This is a genomic window from Streptomyces coeruleorubidus, from assembly GCF_008705135.1.
Lineage (GTDB): Bacteria > Actinomycetota > Actinomycetes > Streptomycetales > Streptomycetaceae > Streptomyces > Streptomyces coeruleofuscus.
This window is the reverse complement of the sequence record NZ_CP023694.1, coordinates 2,933,973-2,946,520: the sequence shown is the minus strand read 5'-3', so window position 1 is coordinate 2,946,520 and position 12,548 is coordinate 2,933,973. Positions and strand designations below refer to the sequence as shown.

The window sequence follows — 12,548 nt, the reverse complement described above, 5'->3', positions numbered from 1 at the left end:
CCGTGCGGTTGTAAAGCGGAACGGTGTTCCGTATCTTGGGTGTCGTAATCGGAACGACGTTCCGTTTCATTCATGATGACAGACCTGACCGGAAGGCACTCCCATGCCCGGCACTTCCCTGTCCGACGCGACCACGGTGATCTCCGCGAAGCCGGTGGTCCTGCCCGCCCCGGGCCGTGGCGAGGACCTTCAGGTCCGCGTGTCCGCCCCCGCCACCGGCGGCGATCTGCCCGTGGTCGTCTTCTCGCACGGCTTCGGCTGGTCGATGAACGGCTACGCCCCGCTGGCCGACTTCTGGGCCGCACGGGGCTTCGTGGTCCTCCAGCCCACCCACCTGGACTCCAGGACGCTGGGCCTGCCCGCCGACGATCCCCGTACGCCGCGGATCTGGCGCTTCCGCATAGAGGACCTCAAGCGCGTGCTGGACGGACTCGACGTTCTGGAAGCCTCCGTGCCGGGCCTCGCCGGGCGCGTCGACCGCGACCGCGTCGCCGTGGCCGGCCACTCGTGGGGAGCCCAGACGGCGAGCACGCTCCTGGGCGCGCGCGTCCTCGACCCCGACGGTGTTCCCGGCGAGGACATGTCCGACCCCCGTGTGAAGGCGGGTGTGCTGCTCGCCACGGCCGGCCTGGGCGACGACCTGACGCCGTTCGCCGTCGAGCACCTCCCCTTCATGAGGCCGTCCTTCGACACCATGACCACGCCGGCGCTCATCGTCGCCGGGGACCGCGACGACTCCGCGCTGTCCACGCGCGGACCTGACTGGTTCACCGACCCCTACACCTACAGCCCGGGAAGCAAGAGCCTCCTCACACTGTTCGGGGCGGAGCACTCGCTCGGGGGCATCCCCGGCTACGAGGTGGCGGAGACGACCGACGAGAGTCCCGCACGCGTCGCCCTGCTCCAGCACCTCACCACCTCCTACCTGCGCAGCGCCCTCCACCCCGGGGACACCAGCTGGAAGGCGGCGGTGATCGCGCTGGAGGAGGACCCCAACCCGTTGGGGAAGATCGAGAGCAAGTAGAAGCTCCAGAACAAGTGGACGAAGGCGACGGCCCCGGGGATCAGGGGGCCGCCGCCTTCGGTTCTTGGGGGGTGGGCCTGGTCAGAGAAGCAGGCCCACCGGATGCCCGCAACAACCCCTTTTACTAGGTCTGGTCGCATGCGCCCGGAAGGCCTGTCCCGTGACCGGGCATTGTTCCTACGGCCCCGCTTCGTACGTGACGCGGGTCATGTGGGGGGCTTCACGTCCGGGGCGCGTCGAACGTGACCGGCGTCTCGAAGGCCGCCCGGCGAGTGGCGCGGCGCAGCGCCCGGAGGATCGCGGGGCCGAGCGTGAGCGTCAGGACGACCGTGACGACGGCCCGGCCCAGGTCCCAGCCCAGCGAGGTGGCCAGGCAGTACGCGAGGAAACGGGCCAGGTTGCCGGCGACCGCCGCGTGCGGGTCGAAGGCGACGTGGGAGGCGAGGGCGCTCATGAAGGGCCAGCCGGCCAGGTTCATGACCGTGCCGTAGGCGAAGGCGGCGAGGAAGCCGTAGGCCGCGAGCAGCACGAGCTCCGCACGGCCGCGCAGCCGGTCCGGGCCCGGCAGCAGGCCCGCGCCCATCGCGAACCAGCCCATCGCCAGCATCTGGAACGGCAGCCACGGGCCCACCCCGCCCGTGAGCAGCGCGGACGCGAACATCGTCACCGAGCCGAGGACGAACCCGAACCCCGGGCCGAGGACCCGCCCGCTCAGCACCATCAGGAAGAACATCGGCTCGATCCCGGCGGTACCGGCGCCGATCGGCCGCAGGGCCGCACCCGTGGCGGCCAGCACGCCGAGCATCGCGACCGCCTTCGGGCCGAGACCGGTCTCCGAGATCGCCGCGGCCACCACCGCCACGAGCAGCACCAGCAGGCCCGCGAAGAGCCAGGGCGCGTCCTGCGCGTGGGCGCTGAGCCGCGAGGTGGGCGGGGTCAGGAACGGCCAGCCGAAGGCGACGACGCCCACGGCGCTGACGAGGGCCAGCGCGGCGACCGAGCGGGGGCCGAGGCGGACGGCCCGGGCCTGACGCTGGGCGCTCACGAGTCGGTCCCGGGCTGGAGGGCCGCGCGGACCTGGGAGACCGTGAGCCAGTGCTGCGGGGCCAGGATCTTGGTGACCTGCGGGGCGAAGGAAGGGGAGGAGACCACGACGTCCGCCGTCGGGCCGTCGGCGATCACCTCGCCGTCGGCGAGCAGCACCACCCGGTGGGCGATCTCGGCGGCCAGCTCCACGTCGTGCGTGGCCAGCACGATGGCGTGCCCCTCGGCGGCGAGGGTTCGGAGCACCGCGACCAGGCGGGCCTTCGCCGCGTAGTCCAGGCCGCGGGTCGGCTCGTCCAGCAGGAGCAGCGGGGGCCGGGCGGTCAGCACGACGGCCAGGGCGAGGGCGAGCCGCTGGCCCTCCGAGAGGTCCCGGGGGTGGGTGTCGTCGCTGACGCCGGGGAGCAGTTCGGTGACCAGGGCACGGCAGGTGCCGGGTTCCGCGTCCGCGTCCTGGTCGGCCGCCGCGCACTCGGCGGCGACGGTGTCGGCGTAGAGCAGGTCGCGGGGTTCCTGCGGGACGAGGCCGACTTTGCGGACGAGGGCCTTCGGCGGTGTGCGGTGGGGGACTGCGTCCCCGACCCGGACGGATCCGCCGCTGGGGGTGACCAGGCCGACCAGGGAGTTGAGCAGGGTGGACTTCCCGGCGCCGTTGCGGCCCATGAGGGCGATCGTCTCGCCGGGGGTGATGGTGAGGTCGATGCCGCGGAGGGCTTGGATGCGGGATCGGGTGACCGAGAGGGCTTGTACTTCGGCTGTGCGGCTTGTGGGGGGCTGGTCGCGCAGTTCCCCGCGCCCCTGAGGGACGATGCCCTCCCGAACCTCGAGTTGTTTGCGTAGGTCTGATGCTCGGCGGCGGGCGTCGCGGACGGTCATCGGCAGGGGGCTCCAGCCCGCCAGGCGACCCAGGGCCACCACCGGTGGATACACCGGGGAGACGGCCATCACCTCTGCCGGAGGGCCCAGCACGGGGGCGGCGCCCGGGCCCGGCAGCAGGACGACCTGGTCGGCGTACTGGATGACGCGTTCCAGGCGGTGTTCGGCCATGAGGACCGTCGTGCCGAGATCGTGCACGAGTCGCTGGAGGACCGCCAGGACCTCCTCGGCGGCGGCCGGGTCGAGCGCGGAGGTCGGCTCGTCCAGGACGAGGACGCTCGGGTGCGGGGTGAGGACCGAGCCGATCGCGACGCGCTGCTGCTGGCCGCCGGAGAGCGTGGCGATCGGACGGTGGCGCAGGCCCGCCAGGCCGAGCAGGTCGAGCGTCTCCTCGACGCGGCGCCGCATCACGTCGGGGGCGAGGCCCAGCGACTCCATGCCGTAGGCGAGTTCGTCCTCGACGGTGTCGGTGACGAAGTGGGAGAGGGGGTCCTGGCCCACAGTGCCGACGACGTCGGCGAGTTCGCGCGGCTTGTGGGTGCGGGTGTCGCGGCCCGCGACCGTGACCCTGCCCCGCAGGGTGCCGCCGGTGAAGTGCGGGACGAGCCCGCTGACCGCGCCCAGGACGGTGGACTTGCCGACACCGGACGGGCCGGCGAGGAGGACCAGTTCGCCCTCCGGGACCTCGAAGTCGACGCCCTGGACGGTGGGTTCACCGGCACCGTCGTACGTCACGGACACATCCTCGAAGCGGATCACGACGGCTCCTTGGGGTCGGGGGCGACGAAAGCGGGCAGCAGACCGAGGAGGATCGCCGCCGCGGGCCAGAGGGGGAGCGTGGGAGCCACGAGCGGCACCACGCCGGGGTGCAGGGCCGCGGGGTTCCGGGCGGCGGCGAGCGTGAGGAGCGCGGCGACCGCCGCGCCCGAGGTGACGACCAGCCAGGCGCGCACGTCCCAGCGGTCGGGGCGGTACCGGGTGCGCAGCGAGCGCCGTCCGCCGAGCCGGAGACCCGCGAGGGCGGCGGCGAGACCGGTGAGGAGTACCGGGATGCCGTACGCGGCGCCCTCGGCGGTGAGCAGACCGTACGTTCCGGCGCACACGCCGAGCAGCCCGCCGAGGGTGAGGGCGGCGGTGGTGCGGCGGACGGCGGCGGGGACCTGGGCGGTACGGCCGTAGCCGCGGGCGTCCATCGCGGCGGCGAGCGACACCGAGCGCTCCAGCGCGTCCTCCAGGACCGGCAGGCCCACGTGCAGCAGGCCCCGGACGCCCTTGTCCGGGCGGCCGCGCAGACGGCGGGCGGCGCGGAGGCGCTGGACGTCGGCGATGAGGCTGGGCGCGAAGGTCAGGGCCACGACGACCGCGACGCCCATCTCGTACAGGGCGCCCGGGAGGGACTTGAGCAGGCGGGAGGGGTTGGCGAGGGCGTTCGCGGCGCCGACGCAGATGAGCAGGGTGGCCAGCTTCAGGCCGTCGTACAGGGCGAAGGTGAGGGCCTCGGCGGTGACCTCGCCGCCGAGGCGGATGCCCTGGGCCCAGGCGGGGAGGCCGACTTCGGGGAGGGTGAGGAGGGTGTGCGTGCCGGGGATGGGTGAGCCGAGGATCACGGCGAAGAGGAGGCGGATGAGCAGGACGGCGAAAGCGAGTTTGACGAAGGCGCCGTAGGAGCGGGACCAGGGGGTGTCGGGGCGGCGGGTGGCCACGACGTAGGCGGAGACCGTGATGAGGAGGGTGAGGAGGAGGGGGTTGGTGGTGCGGGTGGCCGCGGTGCCGAGGGAAAGGGACCAGAGCCACCAGGCACCGGGGTGGAGGGATGCGCCGTAGCTAGGACTGGCCACGCCGCCGTACCTGCCAGATCGCTGCCCCGCCCAGTACCGCCACCACGGCGATTCCCGCCACCAGGCCGAGGGACGGGCCGTCGTCCGAGGTGGCCTTCTTCTGCGCGGACGGCTTCTGCTTCCCGGCCACTTGTTCCCCGCAACCCTTCTCCGGGTAGCCCGAGATGGCACACAACAGGGCGTTCGTGTCGTAGCGCAACGGCTTGGCCACCGTGGCGAGGGCCTCTGCCGTCGTCGCGTCGGGAGACACCTGTGCGCAGGCCGTTCGAGGCGCGGGCGGCGTTTCGCCGGACGGCGCGTCCGTCGTCGTGCCGAAGTCGAGCAGCAGGGCCACCCGCTTCTTGCCGTCCTGCGCGGGCGTTTTCGCGCAGATCGTCTCGAAGTCCGCCCGGCCCCGCGGCCGGGACGCATCCGCGGAGTCCTCGCTCACCGCGAAGCGGAAGCCCTGGACGTCGCCGTCCGAGGGGCGGGCCATGGACGGGCCCTGGGTGGCGTAGACCCAGTGGTCGCCGTCGCGGTCCCAGAACGACCAGTACCGGTACCCGGCGGCCTGGGCCTGGCCCGCTCCCGCACACAGCAGGAGCGCGGCCAGGAGAAGGAGAACGGCCCGGCGGATCACGGCTGCTGCCTGTTCCTGCGGCCGCTGAAGAGGAAGCCGATGCCGACACCGGCGACGAGGCAGACACCCACGTACCACCAGACGCCGAAGGGGCCCGAGTCCGCGTCGCTCTCCTCTTCCGCGGCCTGGGTCTTCTCTGCGGTCTGCGGGGCCGGGCCCGTCGCGTTCAGCTGCTTCACCAGGTCGGTGCCGCCGAAGTCGCGCGGGTTCGTGCCCGTCGCGTGGGCGGCGAAGATCAACTGGGCGTAGGCGGCGGGACCGTTCTGGGAGGCCCAGGCCGAGGCGTTCTTCTCCAGCCAGCTCAGGGACCTCTCCGCCTGCCCGGTGTCGCCCCGCGCGGCGAGCGCGACGACCGCGTCGGCGGTGTTGCCGTAGTCGGGCTGGGGATCCGCGCCCGGGAGGGCCGAGGTGAGGTGGCCGTCCTCGGCGAGAGCCTTGGTGAGGTAGGCGGCTCCGTTGGCCGCGGCCTGCTGCGGCGTCTTCTTGTCCTCGCAGGCTTGGCCCTTCGCGGCCTCGGTCTTCTCGCCGGGCTTCACCACCATGCCCTTGCCCAGTGAGCCCAGCACACCCGCCGCCGTGGCGTCGGCGTTGGCGGCGAGCCTGCCCTTCTTGTCCGGCTGGAACGCGAAGGCGCCCGCGTCGTCGCCGTCACAGCCGAGGGTCAGCTTCTGGAGCGCGTCGTAGGGCGACTTGCCGCCCTTCTCGACCTGTTGCGGCTTCTCGCCGGCGGCGGTCAGCGCGCCGATGACGACGGACGTGGAGTTGGTGTCGCTGGCGCCGCCGGGCGTGTAGCCCCAGCCGCCGTCCTTGGTCTGGACGGACTTCAGCCAGGCGACGGCCTTGCCGGTGACGGCGTCGTGCCCGCCGAGGGCGGTGAGGGCCTGGACGGCGGCTGCCGTCTGGTTCGTGTCGACCATGGTCTTGGCGTCGCACGCGGCGGTGGGATCGGCGCGGTACGGGGCGAAGGAACCGTCCGCGCACTGCTGGCGCACCAGCCACTCCACGGACTTCGCCGCCGGCTTCACACCCACCGTCTTCTGCGCGAGCAGGGCGAGCGACTGGCGCCAGACGCCGTCGAACTTCGGGTCCTTGCCGCCGTACAGGGCGGAGGGGAACGCCTGGGACGGAGAAGGGGACGGGTCGGCGGCGGCCGGTGTGGCGGCGCCGACCACGGCGACGGCGGCCAGGACCGCGGCGCTGCGGCGGACGTTCATGATCGGCGGGTGCCTCTCCCTGTGGGGGAGCCGGGCAGCACGGGGCACCCCCGGCGGCTCGGCTCCGTATACCTCGACGGTGCCGTACACCGGCGGGCTGCCGGGCACGTGAGCCGGTCACGATCCGCACGGGGCGATCCGGCTCACCGCCCTGCGGGCGGTACACGGTTGCGGGTCAGCGCCGGAATTGCACCGGCTTCCCCCCGTACGGGTGTGATGACGACCCGCTTACTGTACCCGCACGTCCAAAACGGGCTGAGGGCGCCGGTGGGGGCGGATAGCTTCGCCCCATGGCGACGACACCACCTGGGAGGCTGCTCGGCTCGGGCCGCCGCGCCGACGTGTACGAGATCGACGAGGCGTGGGTGCTGCGGCGTGAGCGGGAGGGTGGGGGAGACGCGGCCGGGGAGGGCGCGGTGATGGGGCACGTGCACGCCCATGGCTACCCGGTGCCCCGGGTCCGCCCGTCCGGCTCACGCACCGACCTGGTGATGGAACGGCTCTCCGGCCCGACCATGCTCCAGGCATGCCTCGCGGGCACGCTTGACGCGACGGAGGCGGGCTCGATCCTCGCCCGGTTGCTGCGCCACCTGCACGCCATCCCCGCCCTGCGCTCCACCGACCCGGCGGTCCGGGTGCTCCACCTCGATCTGCACCCGGAGAACGTGATCCTCACGCCCGACGGTCCCCGCGTCATCGACTGGTCGAACACGGAGGAGGGCGACCCGGCCCTGGACTGGGCGGCGTCCGCCGTGATCCTCGCCCAGGCCGCCGTCGCCGATGATCCCCTCTCCGTCCCGGCCCGCACCATGCTGACCGCCCTCCTGGACGGTCCGTCCTCCCACACCCGGGCCGCCCTGACGGAGGCCCTGCGCCGCCGGTCCGTCAACCCGACGATGAGCCCTGCGGAAGTGGAACTGCTGGGCGCAGCCGAGGAGTTGATCCTGTCTCAGGGGCGGACACGCCAGCACTCAAGCTAACGTGGGCCTCCACGACCACACGCAGGAGCGTCCATGACTGATCAGGTGCGGAACTCCGGGCAGGAGCCGCTCCCCAAGATCGACACCTCCGTGCCGCACTCGGCCCGGATCTGGAACTACTGGCTGGGCGGGAAGGACAACTACGAAGTCGACCGTGTGGCCGGTGACGCGTTCCGCGAGATCTTCCCCGGTATCGAGACCGGAGCCCGCGCCGCCCGCTACTTCCTCGCCCGCGCCGTCCGCCACCTCGCCGCCGAGGAGGGCATCCGCCAGTTCCTGGACATCGGCACCGGGCTGCCCAACGTGGACAACACCCACCAGATCGCCCAGCGGGTGGCGCCGGAGAGCCGGATCGTCTACGTCGACAACGACCCGCTGGTGCTGGCCCACGCCCGCGCCCTGCTCACCAGCACCGAGGAAGGCGTCACCAACTACGTCGACGCCGACCTGCGCGAGCCGGGCACGATCATCCGGGAAGCCGGGAAGACGCTGGACTTCGACCAGCCCGTCGCCCTCATGCTGATGGGCATCCTCGGCCATATCGAGGACCACGACGAGGCGCGCTCGATCGTGTCGCAGCTGGTGGACGCCCTGTCTTCCGGCAGCTACCTCGTGCAGTACGACAGCACCGACACCAGCGAGGACTACGTCGCGGCCATCCAGCAGTACAACGACGGCGGCTCGATCCCGTACATCCTGCGCAGCCCCGAGCAGATCGCCCGCTACTTCGACGGTCTGGAGCTGCTCGAGCCGGGCGTCACGTCCTGCTCGCGCTGGCGCCCCGACGCCGCGGCCCTGGATCTCCCCGCGGAGGTGCACCAGTACGGCGGTGTCGCCCTGAAACGCTGACTTCTCAGGTCTCCTGAAGGATGCGGTGGAGGATGGTCGGAGTCTCGTCCGGTGACTCGGCTTCGACCACCAGCCGGTTCATCGCGTCCCAGTAGCACTCGATCTCGGCCGGCCGGTCGGGATAGAGACCGGTGGTGAGCTGCTCGAGGTAGACCACGTCGGGCAACTCGCCGCCGGGCAGGCGCAGAATCGTGACCGGGCCGCCCTCCGCGGCGTGGCCGCCACTGCTGAACGTCAGGATCTGGACCGTGACCTGCGGAAGCCCGCAGATCTCGATGAGATGCCTGAGCTGCGCGCGCTGGACGTCGGGGCCGCCCACCGGGCGACGCAGCGCCGCCTCGTCGATCACGGCCCACAACCGGGTCGCCGGCCGCCGGTGCAGAATCCGCTGGCGGGTCATCCGCAGCGCGACCCGGCGGTCCAACTCCCCCGCCCCGGCGTCCGGGTGCGCGAGCCGGATGGCGGCGCGTGCGTAGTCGGGGGTCTGGAGCAGCCCGGGAACGCGCTGGACCTGGAAGCAGCGGATGACGCTCGCCGCCTGTTCCGCGCCCAGGTAGGTCTGCATCCAGGTGGGCACCACGTCGCTGTAGTACTGCCACCAGGCGGGGGTGTTGGCCTGCTCGGCCAGCGCCAGCAGGGTCGCGCGCTCGGCCTCGTCCGTGACGCCGTAGAGCGTGAGCAGATCGGCGACGTCGCGCAGCTTGAACCCGTGCCGGCCGGTCTCCATCCTGCTGATCTTGGACGCGGAGGCCCGGATGACATGACCCGCGTCCGCACGGCCGATGCCCCGCTCCTCCCGCAGCCCGCGCAGCCGTGCGCCCAGCGCCAGCCGCGGCACCATGGGCCCGGCCGATCCGCTGTCCAGGGCTCCGCTGCCGGGCGTCGTACGAGCGGCCTCTTCGGTGCCCATGGGCATGTCTCCTTGCGGGGGAACGCAACTCCGCACGCCTGTGAGCGCGCCGCGGCATATGCATCCTAGGGCCACGCCCTGACACCATCCGGCTCATGTCAGAGGCGAGTTCGCCCGCGGCGTGGCTCCGCCGAAGGGCAGGTGCAGCGTCCGGGAGGCGAGCAGCCAGGCGCCGTCGGCCCTGTGGAACGTGTCCTCGTAGTGCCCGACCTGGACCGGCGGCCCGGCCGGGACCATACCGCCGTCGTAGCCGTCGACGCGGTACGTCGTGAAGTACGAGACCGCCTCGGCTGCGTCCGGGGACACCACCGTGACCAGGACGTTGGACATCGTGCGGCGGGACAGCCGGTCGGCGGGGCGGGAGCCGAAGTAGGCGCGCAGGGCGTCCCGGCCCTTGACCCGCCGCCCGTCCTCCGGCCACTGCCAGACGCCGTCCTCGGTGAACAGCTCGGCCACGGAGGAGGGTTCACCCAGGTCGAGCCGGTGGACGAAGTCGATGATCACGCGCTCGCAGGCGCGTTCGGCGAGGAGGCGTTCCATGGGGTCCATGGTCGTTTCGTAGCACCCCGGCGGCCCGTCCTCCGCCTGGTTTGCCACCTCATTGCACCGCCGTGTACGTCACCGGATCGCTCCCCGGCACCGCCTCCGCCCTGCCCGCCTTGACCAGCCGGCGCAGATGGGACTCGGCCTCCGAGACGGCGATGGTGCGGGAGCCGTGGGGGATATAGGCCCAGGGCCGGTTCCACTCCATGCGCTCGGCGACCTGCCAGGGCGTGAGCGGCTCGGCGAGGAGGGCCAGCAGGTCGGTGAGGCGGGCCTCGTGGTGGGCGAGCAGTTCGCGGACGCGGGCGGCGGCGTCGGGGAACGCGTGCTGGTGGGCCGGGAGCACCTCGGCGGGGGCCAGGCGGCCGACGCGTTCGAGGGAGTCGAGGTAGTCGCCCAGGGGGTCGGTGACCGTGGTGTCGTCGGGGTCCTCGTAGAGGCCGATGTGCGGGGTGATCCCGGGCAGCAGGTGGTCGCCGGAGAACAGGCGGCCGTGGCCGGGGAGTTGCGCCGGGTGGGTCTCCTCCAGGTGGAGGCAGACGTGGCCCGGGGTGTGCCCCGGGGTCCAGATCGCGCGCAGGCGGCGGCCGGGGAGGTCGAGGAGTTCGCCGGGGACGATGTCGCGGTCGGGCAGGGCGGGGGAGAGGCCGGGCAGGGTGCGGGGCCGGGCCGCGCGCAGGGGTGCGATGTGCTCCTCCGGGGCGCCGGCCGCGGCGAGCTTGGCCGTCATGTACGAGAACCAGCGCTCGGGGCGGGCCCCCCGGGTCCGCCGTACGACCGCGGTGTCCGCCGCGTGCATCGCGATCCAGGCGCCCGAGGCCTCACGGACCCGGCCGGACAGGCCGTGGTGGTCGGGGTGGTGGTGGGTGACGACCACACCGTGGATCCCGTCGACCGAGGTGCCGCAGGCGGTGAGGCCGGACGCGAGGGTGTCCCAGGACGCCGGGTCGTCCCAGCCGGTGTCGATCAGTACCGGGCCCCGGTCGGTGTCGACGACGTACACCAGCGTGTGGCCGAGGGGGTTGTCCGGGATGGGGACCCGCAGGGACCGGACACCTCCGCCGTGGTCGTACACCGCCGGGGCGGGCTCGCGGTCCTGGCTGCTCTGCATGTGCCCTCCGTTCCACGGCCATTGCCCACTATAACGAGAACTGGTATCAGTTTCTGAAACACCGTCAGATGTGAAGGCAGTCGGCCATGACCGAGCTCGTGGAACACGGACAGCTGTTCGTCGGCGGGGAGTTGACCGACCCCCTGGGTACGGACGTCATCGAGGTGATCTCGCCGCACACGGAAGAGGTCATCGGGCGCGTCCCGCACGCCTCGACGGCGGATGTCGACCGGGCCGTGGGAGTGGCCCGCCGGGCCTTCGACGAGGGCCCCTGGCCGCGCATGAGCCTCGACGAGCGGATCGAGGTCGTGAGCAGGATCAAGGACGGGATCGCCGCCCGGCACGACGAGATCGCCCGCCTGATCTCCGCCCAGAACGGCTCCCCGTACTCCTGGAGCGTCCTCGCCCAGGCCCTCGGGGCGGTCATGGTCTGGGACTCGGCGATCACCGTCGCGCGGAACTTCACGTACGAGGAGCGGCGCGACGGCGTGCTCGGCCGCATCCTCGTCCGGCGCGAGCCCGTCGGGGTCGTCGCCGCCGTCGTCCCCTGGAACGTCCCGCAGTTCGTCGCCGCCGCCAAGCTGGCCCCCGCGCTGCTCACCGGCTGCACGGCCGTGCTCAAGCCCTCGCCCGAGTCACCGCTGGACGCGTACCTGCTCGGCGAGATCGCGCGGGAGGCCGGGCTGCCGGAGGGCGTGCTGTCGATCCTGCCCGCGGACCGGGAGGTGAGCGAGTACCTGGTCGGGCACCCCGGCGTCGACAAGGTGTCCTTCACCGGGTCGGTCGCGGCCGGCAAGCGCGTGATGGAGGTGGCGGCCCGCAACCTCACCCGCGTGACGCTCGAACTGGGCGGCAAGTCGGCGGCCGTCGTCCTGCCCGACGCGGACGTCGAGACGGCCGTGGCGGGCATCGCCCCCGCGGCCTGGATGAACAACGGGCAGGCCTGCGTCGCCCAGACCCGCATCCTCCTCCCGCGCTCCCGCTACGACGAGTTCGCCGACGCCCTGGCCGCCGCGGCGGGCGCGCTGACGGTCGGCGACCCGCTGGACCCCGCCACCCAGGTGGGCCCGCTGGTGGCGAGGCGGCAGCAGCGGCGCAACCTCGACTACATCCGCATCGGGCAGGAGGAGGGCGCCAAGATCCTCACCGGCGGCGGACGCCCGGCCGGCCTCGACCGCGGCTGGTACGTCGAGCCGACCCTCTTCGGCGACGTCGACAACTCCATGCGCATCGCCCGCGAGGAGATCTTCGGCCCGGTGATCTGCCTGCTGCCCTACGACGACGAGTCCGACGCCGTGAAGATCGCCAACGACTCCGACTACGGGCTGAGCGGCAGCGTGTGGACGGCGGACGTCGAGCACGGCATCGAGATCGCCCGCCAGGTCCGTACCGGCACCTACTCGGTCAACACCTTCAGCCTGGACATGCTGGGCCCCTTCGGCGGCTACAAGAGCTCGGGCCTGGGGCGGGAGTTCGGGCCCGAGGGGTACGGCGAGTACCTGGAGCACAAGATGATCCACCTCCCGGCGGACGCGTAGCG

General features: G+C 72.6%; 12 protein-coding genes. 4 read left to right on the top strand and 8 right to left on the bottom strand.

All coding sequences use genetic code 11. The features are described 5' to 3' along the window. Positions 1–103 precede the first annotated feature (103 nt). Positions 104–1,024, top strand: a complete 921-nt coding sequence (locus tag CP976_RS13585) for an alpha/beta hydrolase family protein (RefSeq protein WP_150480596.1) — start codon at positions 104–106, stop codon at positions 1,022–1,024. A gap of 220 nt (positions 1,025–1,244) precedes the next feature. On the opposite strand, the gene CP976_RS13580 is transcribed toward CP976_RS13585, so the two are convergent. Genes CP976_RS13580 through CP976_RS13560 form a run of 5 tightly spaced genes read right to left on the bottom strand, consistent with a single transcriptional unit; the run spans position 1,245 to position 6,615 of the window. Then, on the bottom strand, positions 1,245–2,069 hold the full coding sequence (locus CP976_RS13580; RefSeq protein WP_150480595.1) for an ECF transporter S component: 825 nt from the start codon (positions 2,067–2,069) through the stop codon (positions 1,245–1,247). Next, positions 2,066–3,703 carry an ABC transporter ATP-binding protein gene (locus CP976_RS13575; protein WP_150480594.1) on the bottom strand — a complete coding sequence of 546 codons (1,638 nt, stop codon included), beginning with the start codon at positions 3,701–3,703 and terminating at the stop codon, positions 2,066–2,068. The genes CP976_RS13580 and CP976_RS13575 overlap by 4 nt, the downstream gene beginning before the upstream one ends. Then, positions 3,700–4,782 carry a CbiQ family ECF transporter T component gene (locus tag CP976_RS13570; RefSeq protein ID WP_150480593.1) on the bottom strand — a complete coding sequence of 361 codons (1,083 nt, stop codon included), beginning with the start codon at positions 4,780–4,782 and terminating at the stop codon, positions 3,700–3,702. The genes CP976_RS13575 and CP976_RS13570 overlap by 4 nt, the downstream gene beginning before the upstream one ends. Continuing rightward, positions 4,769–5,401 carry an SCO2322 family protein gene (locus CP976_RS13565; RefSeq protein ID WP_150480592.1) on the bottom strand — a complete coding sequence of 211 codons (633 nt, stop codon included), beginning with the start codon at positions 5,399–5,401 and terminating at the stop codon, positions 4,769–4,771. The genes CP976_RS13570 and CP976_RS13565 overlap by 14 nt, the downstream gene beginning before the upstream one ends. Beyond that, positions 5,398–6,615, bottom strand: a complete 1,218-nt coding sequence (locus CP976_RS13560; RefSeq protein WP_150480591.1) for an SCO2321 family membrane protein — start codon at positions 6,613–6,615, stop codon at positions 5,398–5,400. Before CP976_RS13560 ends, CP976_RS13565 begins: the two co-directional genes overlap by 4 nt. Positions 6,616–6,905: 290 nt before the next feature. Here CP976_RS13560 and CP976_RS13555 point away from each other — a divergent pair, with 290 nt between their 5' ends. Further along, entirely contained in the window at positions 6,906–7,595 is a 690-nt protein-coding gene (locus CP976_RS13555) for a phosphotransferase (protein WP_150480590.1), read from the top strand. Between the two features lie 33 nt (positions 7,596–7,628). After that, positions 7,629–8,444 (top strand): SAM-dependent methyltransferase, encoded by an 816-nt coding sequence (locus CP976_RS13550; protein WP_150480589.1) that lies wholly within the window; start codon positions 7,629–7,631, stop codon positions 8,442–8,444. A 4-nt stretch (positions 8,445–8,448) separates the two neighbouring features. Here the strand turns inward: CP976_RS13550 and CP976_RS13545 are convergent, their stop codons facing one another. The 3 genes from CP976_RS13545 to CP976_RS13535 form a co-directional block, all read right to left on the bottom strand. Further along, positions 8,449–9,354, bottom strand: coding sequence for a helix-turn-helix domain-containing protein (locus CP976_RS13545; RefSeq protein WP_150480588.1), 906 nt, complete (start codon positions 9,352–9,354; stop codon positions 8,449–8,451). 93 nt (positions 9,355–9,447) lie between these two features. Continuing rightward, positions 9,448–9,903: a nuclear transport factor 2 family protein gene (locus CP976_RS13540; RefSeq protein ID WP_150480587.1), complete on the bottom strand. Its 456-nt coding sequence runs from the start codon at positions 9,901–9,903 to the stop codon at positions 9,448–9,450. A gap of 49 nt (positions 9,904–9,952) precedes the next feature. Beyond that, the gene (locus CP976_RS13535; RefSeq protein ID WP_150480586.1) at positions 9,953–11,008 is read right to left on the bottom strand and encodes a Strvi_7410 family MBL fold metallo-hydrolase; all 1,056 of its coding nucleotides are present in this window, start codon (positions 11,006–11,008) and stop codon (positions 9,953–9,955) included. Between the two features lie 86 nt (positions 11,009–11,094). Between CP976_RS13535 and CP976_RS13530 the strand changes: the two genes are divergently transcribed. Further along, on the top strand, positions 11,095–12,546 hold the full coding sequence (locus CP976_RS13530) for an aldehyde dehydrogenase (RefSeq protein WP_150480585.1): 1,452 nt from the start codon (positions 11,095–11,097) through the stop codon (positions 12,544–12,546). Positions 12,547–12,548 lie beyond the last annotated feature (2 nt).

Bases quoted from the DNA above. Each gene is read 5' to 3' on its own strand.
- CP976_RS13535 (WP_150480586.1), bottom strand. From the start codon at position 11,008: ATGCAGAGCAGCCAGGACCGCGAGCCCGCCCCGGCGGTGTACGACCAC.
- CP976_RS13550 (WP_150480589.1), top strand. From the start codon at position 7,629: ATGACTGATCAGGTGCGGAACTCCGGGCAGGAGCCGCTCCCCAAGATC.
- CP976_RS13545 (WP_150480588.1), bottom strand. From the start codon at position 9,354: ATGGGCACCGAAGAGGCCGCTCGTACGACGCCCGGCAGCGGAGCCCTG.
- CP976_RS13585 (WP_150480596.1), top strand. From the start codon at position 104: ATGCCCGGCACTTCCCTGTCCGACGCGACCACGGTGATCTCCGCGAAG.
- CP976_RS13540 (WP_150480587.1), bottom strand. From the start codon at position 9,903: ATGGACCCCATGGAACGCCTCCTCGCCGAACGCGCCTGCGAGCGCGTG.
- CP976_RS13530 (WP_150480585.1), top strand. From the start codon at position 11,095: ATGACCGAGCTCGTGGAACACGGACAGCTGTTCGTCGGCGGGGAGTTG.
- CP976_RS13560 (WP_150480591.1), bottom strand. From the start codon at position 6,615: ATGAACGTCCGCCGCAGCGCCGCGGTCCTGGCCGCCGTCGCCGTGGTC.
- CP976_RS13555 (WP_150480590.1), top strand. From the start codon at position 6,906: ATGGCGACGACACCACCTGGGAGGCTGCTCGGCTCGGGCCGCCGCGCC.